Annotated in this window: 9 protein-coding genes; 7 read left to right on the top strand and 2 right to left on the bottom strand. The window is 23.0% G+C overall.

The features are described from left to right. From GBG18_RS09110 to GBG18_RS09080, 7 genes are all read left to right on the top strand, one after another. Positions 1-496, top strand: a 496-nt coding sequence (locus GBG18_RS09110; protein WP_304621419.1) for a UDP binding domain-containing protein, incomplete at its 5' end; no start/stop codon positions are given. 5 nt (positions 497-501) lie between these two features. Continuing rightward, positions 502-1,587 (top strand): glycosyltransferase family 4 protein, encoded by a 1,086-nt coding sequence (locus GBG18_RS09105; RefSeq protein ID WP_152190393.1) that lies wholly within the window; start codon positions 502-504, stop codon positions 1,585-1,587. 1 nt (position 1,588) lies between these two features. Then, positions 1,589-2,407: a polysaccharide deacetylase family protein gene (locus tag GBG18_RS09100; RefSeq protein WP_152190392.1), complete on the top strand. Its 819-nt coding sequence runs from the start codon at positions 1,589-1,591 to the stop codon at positions 2,405-2,407. Continuing rightward, complete coding sequence (locus tag GBG18_RS09095) at positions 2,404-3,417, top strand: glycosyltransferase (protein WP_152190390.1); 1,014 nt, start codon at positions 2,404-2,406, stop codon at positions 3,415-3,417. The genes GBG18_RS09100 and GBG18_RS09095 overlap by 4 nt, the downstream gene beginning before the upstream one ends. After that, positions 3,414-4,427 carry an ELM1/GtrOC1 family putative glycosyltransferase gene (locus tag GBG18_RS09090; protein WP_152190388.1) on the top strand — a complete coding sequence of 338 codons (1,014 nt, stop codon included), beginning with the start codon at positions 3,414-3,416 and terminating at the stop codon, positions 4,425-4,427. Before GBG18_RS09095 ends, GBG18_RS09090 begins: the two co-directional genes overlap by 4 nt. Beyond that, entirely contained in the window at positions 4,424-5,497 is a 1,074-nt protein-coding gene (locus GBG18_RS09085) for a glycosyltransferase (RefSeq protein WP_152190386.1), read from the top strand. Before GBG18_RS09090 ends, GBG18_RS09085 begins: the two co-directional genes overlap by 4 nt. 2 nt (positions 5,498-5,499) lie before the next feature. Beyond that, positions 5,500-6,501: a glycosyltransferase family 2 protein gene (locus GBG18_RS09080; RefSeq protein WP_152190384.1), complete on the top strand. Its 1,002-nt coding sequence runs from the start codon at positions 5,500-5,502 to the stop codon at positions 6,499-6,501. Between the two features lie 2 nt (positions 6,502-6,503). Here the strand turns inward: GBG18_RS09080 and GBG18_RS09075 are convergent, their stop codons facing one another. Beyond that, positions 6,504-7,349, bottom strand: a complete 846-nt coding sequence (locus tag GBG18_RS09075) for an alpha-1,2-fucosyltransferase (RefSeq protein WP_152190382.1) — start codon at positions 7,347-7,349, stop codon at positions 6,504-6,506. A gap of 1 nt (position 7,350) precedes the next feature. Next, entirely contained in the window at positions 7,351-8,577 is a 1,227-nt protein-coding gene (locus GBG18_RS09070; protein ID WP_152190380.1) for an O-antigen ligase family protein, read from the bottom strand. Positions 8,578-8,904: the final 327 nt, after the last annotated feature.

The following is an 8,904-nucleotide window of genomic DNA, read 5'->3' as shown; positions in this document are numbered from 1 at the left end:
CTGTATTGGTGTAGATCCATATTATCTTACTTTTAAAGCAGAAGAATTAGGATATAAACCAAATCTAATTTTAGGTGCAAGACAAATCAATAATGGTATGGGTAAATATATAGCTGAAAAGACTATAAAACTAATGATTAAAAAAGGTAAGCTTATTAAAGATGCTAATATTTTAGTAATGGGTTTAACTTTTAAAGAAAACTGCCCAGATATAAGAAATACAAAAGTAGTTGATATTATTCATGAATTACAAGAATATGGTGCAAAAATAGATGTATATGAACCATGGATAGATGAAAAAGATAAAGATTATTATGATTATAACTTTGTTAATAATCCTTTAGAAAATGATAAAAAATATGAAGCAATAATTGTAGCAGTTGGACATGATAAGTTTAAAGAAATCACTCAAGAACAGTATGAAGGTATTATTAATGGTGAAGTTTTAATAACTGATGTTAAAGGAATAGTTCCTAATCCTGATTGGAAATTATAAAAAACATGAAAGTAATACAGTTACTTCCTGAACTTAATGAAGGTGGAGTTGAACGTGGTGTTGTTGAACTTAACCGTGAGTATTCAAAATTAGATATTGAATCTATTGTTATTAGTAATGGAGGTAAACTATCAAATCAAATTGATTTAGATGGTGGTAAACATATAACTTTTGATGTATGTAGTAAAAATATTTTTACTTCAATTTCAAGAGTTTTTAAATTAAGAAATATATTAAAAGAGTTAAATCCAGATATTTTACATGTAAGAAGTAGAGTTCCTGCATGGTTAGTATATTTTGCAAATAAAAGTTTAAATATCAAAGTTGTAAGTACCGTACATGGCTTTAATTCAGTTAGTTCTTATAGTAAAATAATGACAAAATCAAATGCAGTTATTTGCGTAAGTAATAGTATTAAAGAGTATATTCAAAAAAATTATCAAACAAAAGATGAAATAATAGCAGTAATTCCTAGAGGAATTGATTTAGAATTATTTAACTTATCAAATATTGATAATGCTTTTATAAAAGATTTTAAAAATAAATATGATTTAGAAAACAAATTTATTGTTTCAACTGTAGGAAGAATAACTCAATTAAAAGATTATGAAACATTTATAAAGGCTATCTCTATTATAAAAAAAGAAAATCATAATGTAAAAGCTCTAATAGTAGGTGGAGTAAGAAGTGATAAAGAAGATTATTTATCTTCATTAAAAAAACTAATTAAAGAATATAATTTAGAAGAAAATATCATTTTTACAGGAAGTCAAAATAAAATAGCAGAAATATATGCATTAAGTAATGTAGTTGTAAGCTCTTCAAAGAAAGCAGAGAGTTTTGGCCGTGCTGTTGCTGAATCAATTGCTCTAAATACTCCTGTTGTTGCTACAAATCATGGTGGTGTAAAAGATATAATAATTGAAAATGAAAATGGCTTCTTCTTTGAAGTGGGAGATGAAAAAGAATTAGCTAAGAAAATAGTAAAATCAAAAAGCTTAAGTTTTGATGGATATAATTATATTTCTAATAGTTTTTCTTTGAATAATATGTTAGATAAAACTTTAGATGTTTATAAAAAGGTAATTTAGCTTGGAATGGTTATTTTTAATTCTTGTTCTTATTTTTATTTATTATTCTTATAAATATGCTTGGTGGACAAAGAGTGTTTCTTTCTCCTATCCAAGAGTTCTTATGTATCATATGATAAGTGAACATAAAAAAGGTACTAAATTCAATGGTTTAAGAGTGTCTCCTTTAGAATTTGAAAAACAAATTAAGTTTTTAAATGATGACAATTGGACCTTTTTTACAATGAATGAATTAATATTAAATAAAGATAATTTGCCTGAAAAGTCAATTGCAATTACTTTCGATGATGGATATGAAGATAATTATACTAATGCTTTACCAATATTAAAAAAATATAATGCAAAAGCAACAATATATTTAGTTGTTGATAGACATGACAGAGAGTGGTCTTCAAAAAGAAAAAAGAAAAATAGTTCTGGTGAACTTAAAAGAGAAAGTAAATTATCAAATAATCAAGTAAAAGAATTAATTGAATCAGGATTAATAGAAATTGGTTCTCATACAATGACTCATGATAATTTATCTTCTTTATCTAAAATAGAAAAAGAGCATGAAATATTTAATTCAAAAAAAGAGATTGAAAAAGAGTTCAACATAAAGTGTAATTCTTTTTGTTATCCTTTTGGAATTTATGATAAGGAAGATGTTAGCATTGTAAGAGAAGTCGCTTATACAAATGCAACTACAACTGAAAAAGGAATTGATGATTTAAAAAATAAAACTCTTTTTGAATTGAAAAGAGTTACAATTAGTGGTAAAGATAATATATTTGCATTTAAAATCAAAATTAAAAGAGGATTAAGAGGAGTTAATAAATGAAAATTTGTCAAGTCCTTGCTGGTAATGAAGATGGTGGTTTGGAAAAACACACTATAGAATTATCGAAAGAATTAAAAAAAAGAAATTTTGATATTACAGTAATTGCACATGAAAAATTCAAAAGCGAATTTGATGGAATTAGATTTATATCATTTGATTTAACAAAAAGTAGAAATAATATATTTATGTTGTACAAATTATATGAAATTTTAAGAGAAGAAAAATTTGATATTATTCACTCTCAAGCTAATAAAGCTACTTCAATAGTTGTTAAATTAAAAATGTTTATTAACTCAAAAATTGTATCTACTCTTCATAGTTATAAAAAAAACTTATCATCATTTTATAAATCAGATTATGTTATTTCCGTATCAAATAAAATTGCAGAAAATTTGAATATTAAAAATAAAACTACAATTTATAATGGGATCAAACTAGAAAATATAAATAATATTAATTTATATGATAAATATAATATTCCTAAAGAAAAATTCATTATTTGTTCTGTTGGTAGATTAAGTTTTGTTAAAAGATTTGATGTATTAATTTCTTCTTTAAAGTATACCGACAATGTTCATTTAATTTTGGTTGGTGAGGGGAAAGAAGAAAGTAAATTAAAAAAACTAGCTACTCGTTTATCTTTAGATAAAAACATTACCTTTACAGGAAATTTAAATAATTTAAAAGCAAAAGAAATAATAAAAAGTAGTAACTTATTTGTAATGACGTCACAAAAAGAAGGATTTCCTTATACTTTAATAGAGACATTATCTTGCCAAACACCTATCATTTCTACTGATGTTTCAGATATTAAAGATATAATAGGAAGTGATTTTATTATTGAATATGATAACAATAAGGCATTAGCTCTTAAAATTAATGATATAAAAAATGATTATGAAAAAACTAATTCTTATTTTAAGCCAATTTATAAACAATCACAAGAAAAATTTACTACAAAGTATATGACTAATGAAACTATTAATATTTATGAGAAGGTTTTAACGTGAATATTTTAATTATAAGAGATGATAAACCAGGACATTATAATCAAACAGAAGGTTTATTAGTTGCTTTAAAAAATATTTATCCAAATTCTAATATAGAATTTATTGAAGTAGAAATAAAAAATAAAATAAGTAGAAAGTTTTTAAAATTTTTATTAAATAAGTTTACATTTTTTTTTACTAATAGATTCAATTTAAAATATTTATCTCTATTTTTTAAAAAATATAATTTACCTTTATCAAAACCTGACTTGATAATTTCAACGGGTGGAAATACTGCAAATTTAAATGTATGGTTAAGTAAAGCATATAATTCAAAAAATATTCTAAATGGTGCGCTAAGAGGTTTAAAAGAAGAATTATTCTTTTGTATTACTACTGTAATTGATTTAGGATATAAAAATCAAATTATACTTGACGTTGCTCCTAGTATAATTAATGAAGATAGTTTAAAGAAAAAATCTGAAGAGTTTCTAAAAGCCAATATCATTGATAAAAAAATTATTCACTACGCATTGTTAATTGGTGGAGATGGAAGTGGATACAAATATGATGAAGAGTTTTATAACAAACTTATTTACTTTGTAAAAAAAGTATCAAAAGAAAAAAATATAAAATGGCTTATTACAACATCTAGAAGGACTTCACTAGATATTGAGAACAAATTAGAAAAAGAACTATTTGATTATTGTACATATTTTGTTTCTTTTAATAAAAAAGAAGAAAAAGTTTTATTGTCATTTCTTGGATTATCTAAGTTTATATTTGTTACAGAAGAGAGTGCTTCAATGATTAGTGAAGCTATTACTTCATTAAAACCTGTATTTACAATAAGTAATAATCTAAATACTGATAATACAAATTATAATAGAATCTTAGAAAAGTTTGAAAATGAGAAAAAAATAAAAAGAATTTTTAATTTAGAAAAAAATGATTTTGATAACAAAAGTTTTAGAATTGAAAATTTATCTGAGAAATTAGAAAAAAAATTAAAAATGAAACTACTTATATGAATAAAAGAATAGCTGTAGTAGTAACTAATTTAGCTGGAAGTGGAGGTGAAAAAATAGCACTTACACAAGCAAAACTATTTCATAAAAAAAGTAATAAAGTTGTTTTATTTTTATTAGAGGACATAAAATCTTATAACACAGAAAATTTAGGATTTCCAGTTATTCCATTAACTAATAAAAAAAATAAATTTAAATTATTTGGAAAACTTGGATATAAACTTTATGCTAAAATCTTAGCGTCTAAAATGAAATTATTTGGTGACTTTGATTTAGTTCTATCAAATCTTCCAAGATCAGATAGAACAGTAAAAGAGTTAAAGCATAATAATAAATATTTTGTTATTCATACATCATATAAAGCTGAAATAGAAGCCTTTTCAAAAAAACTTGCAAATAAAAAAATAAAGCTTTACAAGTATTTATATAATAATGAAAATTTAATTACAATAAGCAATGAAATGAAAGATGATTTCATATCTTTAGATATTAAACCAAAAACGATACAAACAATTTACAATCCATTTGATTTTATAGATATTATAAAAAAAGGAGAAGAGGATATTCGTTATGAATTTGACTATATCATTTCACCTTCTGCATTTAGGAAAGAAAAAAGATATGATATCTTGCTAGATTCTTTCAAGCTTTTAAAGAATACAAATATTAAATTATTGATATTAGCAGAATATAACCAAGAATTATCTCAGATGATTAAGAATAGAAAACTTGAAAAAAGAGTTATTATTACGGGTTTTAAAAAAAACCCATATAAGTATATAAATAATGCAAAACTCTTGGTACTTTCTTCTAGTAGAGAAGGTTTACCAACAGTAGTAATTGAATCACTTATATTAAATACACCAGTCATCAGTACAGATTGCCCAACAGGACCCAAAGAAATTTTAACTGAGAATTTATCTAAATGGCTTGTTCCTGTAGGTGATTCAAAAAAATTGGCTCTTAAAATTGACGAGGCTTTAAATAAAAAAATTGAAATAAAAAAAGAACTGATAAATAAATTTAATGAAGATTATATTTATAAGTCATTAATAAGTTTGATAAAGGAATAACTTTGAATCTAAATAATCCACTTGTGTCAGTTATTATGCCAGTATTTAATGGTGAAAAATATTTAGAAGAAGCTATTAATTCCATAATAGAACAAACATATAAAAATATTGAATTAATAATATTAGATGATGGTTCAACAGATAACAGTATTAATGTAATCAATAAAATGAAAAATAAATCAACAAAAATTAATTATAAACCTAATGAAAAAAATATAGGAGTTAGCGCAACAAGAAATAGAGGAATGAAAATTGCAAAAGGAAAATATATAGCATTTATGGATGCAGATGATATTAGTCCTTTATATAGAATTGAAAAACAAGTAGAATTTTTAGAGAATAATAAAGATTATGGATTAGCTGGTGGTCACTATGAAAGCTTTACTAATTATGGCTTTTTTACAAAAAGAAAACTAAGAAAGTTATCATCATCTTTTGAACACATAAAAGCAAATATCCTTTTCTCAAATTCTATTGCTTGTTCTAGTGTAATGCTAAGAAAAAAGCTTATTCATGAGCATAATTTATTCTTTAATGAGTCTTTACGTATGGCTGAAGATTTAGATTTATGGAGAAGAATTAGTAAAGTTTCAAAATTAATTAATTTAGATATGTTATTAATTCATTATCGAAAACATAATAACAATAGTATAAAAAAGAAAGATATATTAAATTTTTATATTGTTGAAGTAATAAAATCCTCTTTAAATGATTTTAATATAATTAGTGATGAATTATTTTACCATGATAATAAATTTAAAAGTATTGATTCTTTTAAGGAATTAAATAAAAACTTGGAAAATATTTTAGAAGAAAATAAAACAACTAAGATTTATAATCAAGTAGAACTTGAAAAGTCTTGTGCAAATTTATTATTTTGGATTTATAAAAAAGATTTAAATATCTTTGGTTTCAAACTTTATAATGAGTACAAAAAGATGAACCTTTTTAAACATATTAAGTTAAGAACGAGAGATAAAATAAATTTAATTAAGTATTTCTAAAATTATAATCTAATCCAACTTTTTGGTACTAAATCTTTTGATTGTTTTATTTTTTTTGCAGTTTTAAACCATTTTTTAGGTGCAATTATTAGTTTTTCTTTATTTTGATTTAAATATGCTCCCCACCAACTAAAACTACTATTTGCAATTATATTATTCTTACATAAAGACATTAATAATATGTCTTCATGTGGAATCCTTGGCTCATCTGAATTTATATAGATTATATTTTTTGCTTTTATATTTTCTTTCACCCATTTTATATCATTGGAAAATACAAAATAGGTTATATTCCCAATTTTTTCTTCCATAAACTTCATTGTTTTTTCATAATAATCTATTTCACATACTTCAAATATAGGATCATTTATATAATCACCTCTTCTTATATGTATTGAACAGCTATTATTAGAATCTAATATGTCTTTTTTAATTTCATTAGAGTAGTTTGATATTGGATTATTAATTGTAAAAATTTCATTAATATTAGTAATATCTGATAAGTACTTTTCAGATTGAAAATAACCTTGTATATATGTATTATCACTTGGTTTTAAAAGTCTTCTCTTAAAAGATAATCCCTTTTCTTTAATTATTGTATGTTTGATATTTAATCTATTTAATATTTGAGAAATAATATCTTTTTTATAAAATGATTTAATCTCTTCCTTCGTCGCTTCTTTTAAATCTAAATCAAATTTGTTAAGTTGGTACCCACCATGTAATTTGTATGTCTCAAATGCAGTAATATCAATTTTTACATTATATCCTTTTTTTTGTAATGCTTTTGCATATGCATATTGAAACATTTGATTACCTAATCCTCCAATTATTCTTATAATGACCATATTAATTTTCCTCTTTTAATCTTTTCTGTTCATATTTATTTTGTGCAAGAAGTAAACCTAAAATAAATGAGAATAACATGATAGTCATATTAAGCCATAAAATATTATCTGTTATCATACCTAAAATAAATACTGAAATAAAACCAATTTTTAGCAAGTGAATTTCATAATTTAAAATTTTTATTTTAATAATACTATATAAAAATAATAAAAATATAAATAATCCTATAATTCCAAGTTGAACTAAAACTTCTAAGTATTGATTATGGAAATGAAGATATCCTTTATTAATTTTTAAGTGTGGTAGTTTTTCCTCTATAGTTATTTTCATTTTACTTAGATGATTAGCCGTTCCAACTCCTAATATAGGTGAATCTAGAAACATCTCTTTACTAATAATCCAAAAAGCAGCTCTAATTCCAAAAGATGTAGAATAATCATCTTTTTTTAGCATTTTATTAACACTTTGTTCAGTTTGATTCATTCTATTTTCAAAATTAGGTGAAAAGTTGTATGCTGCAAAAAGTATAAAAATAATAGTCAAAAAAGAAAGAAAAATACTTTTAATACGTAGTTTATATTTGTATATAAAAAGTATTATTAATGCACCAAAAAATGCAATCTGACCTGTTCTTCCTGTATTTATAAATAAATTAATCGCTACACTTAAAAAAAATAAAAAATATACTATCTGATATTTAATATTTTTTTCATACAAAAGTCTTCCTAGTAAAAATATTGAAGTAGCTGCTAGAAATATACTATACATTGTATGCTGCATAAATGGTGATGGTGTAGTTGTATTAGCTAAACCAAAAGGACTTATTATATGAAAATAAATACTAAATGATATCATTTCACTTACGAACATACCTAGTAGAAAAGTACTTATTGCATATTCTATATATACTTTTTTTATGTATTTATAAATAATAAAAGCTGGAAAAAAATACCAATATCTTTTGATATATTTGAAAACTTCTTGAAAGGTTGAATCACTCCAAAAATAAGAGATAAAAGAAATTCCTATAAAAGCTAAAAATATTATAAGTGGTTTTGGAATAGAGGTCTCAAATCTATCTTTTCCACTAATCCAAAGTATTATTAAGATAATGGAAATTGTTCTTGTTATATCTAATGATAATGGTAGTAAGAATGCATAAAATAAAATTAAATAGTTTATATAATCTATTCTTGAAATATTTTTAATTATGGTAATTAAATGCAAAGAAAAATCCTGTGGGCAAAAGAGTATTAATAAATAATATTTTACCTAAACAATATTAAATAGTGTTTAGTTTAGAAAAGCACACTGAATATTATAAAATAGCAGGATATTCACTTTATTTTGAAAAAGAATAGGTGTAAGTGAAGGATTATTTACACATAATAGATTTGATGATAGTTGGAGAAAATCACATCATGCTTATAATAAGTCTATTATTAAATAATCGGAATAGAAATATTTATCTCTATATTTAGAATAATTATTTCTTTTTGTATTAAAAATACTATCAATTAAATTTGAAATTATATAATAATTTGATATTATCAA

It is taken from the genome of Poseidonibacter ostreae (assembly GCF_009208075.1).
In the GTDB taxonomy this organism is placed as follows: domain Bacteria; phylum Campylobacterota; class Campylobacteria; order Campylobacterales; family Arcobacteraceae; genus Poseidonibacter; species Poseidonibacter ostreae.
This window is presented reverse-complemented; position numbering and strand designations above follow the sequence as displayed.

Excerpts from the sequence above, each read along its gene's own strand:
- GBG18_RS09075 (WP_152190382.1), bottom strand. The coding sequence starts at position 7,349 with ATGGTCATTATAAGAATAATTGGAGGATTAGGTAATCAAATGTTTCAA.
- GBG18_RS09085 (WP_152190386.1), top strand. The coding sequence starts at position 4,424 with ATGAATAAAAGAATAGCTGTAGTAGTAACTAATTTAGCTGGAAGTGGA.
- GBG18_RS09105 (WP_152190393.1), top strand. The coding sequence starts at position 502 with ATGAAAGTAATACAGTTACTTCCTGAACTTAATGAAGGTGGAGTTGAA.
- GBG18_RS09095 (WP_152190390.1), top strand. The coding sequence starts at position 2,404 with ATGAAAATTTGTCAAGTCCTTGCTGGTAATGAAGATGGTGGTTTGGAA.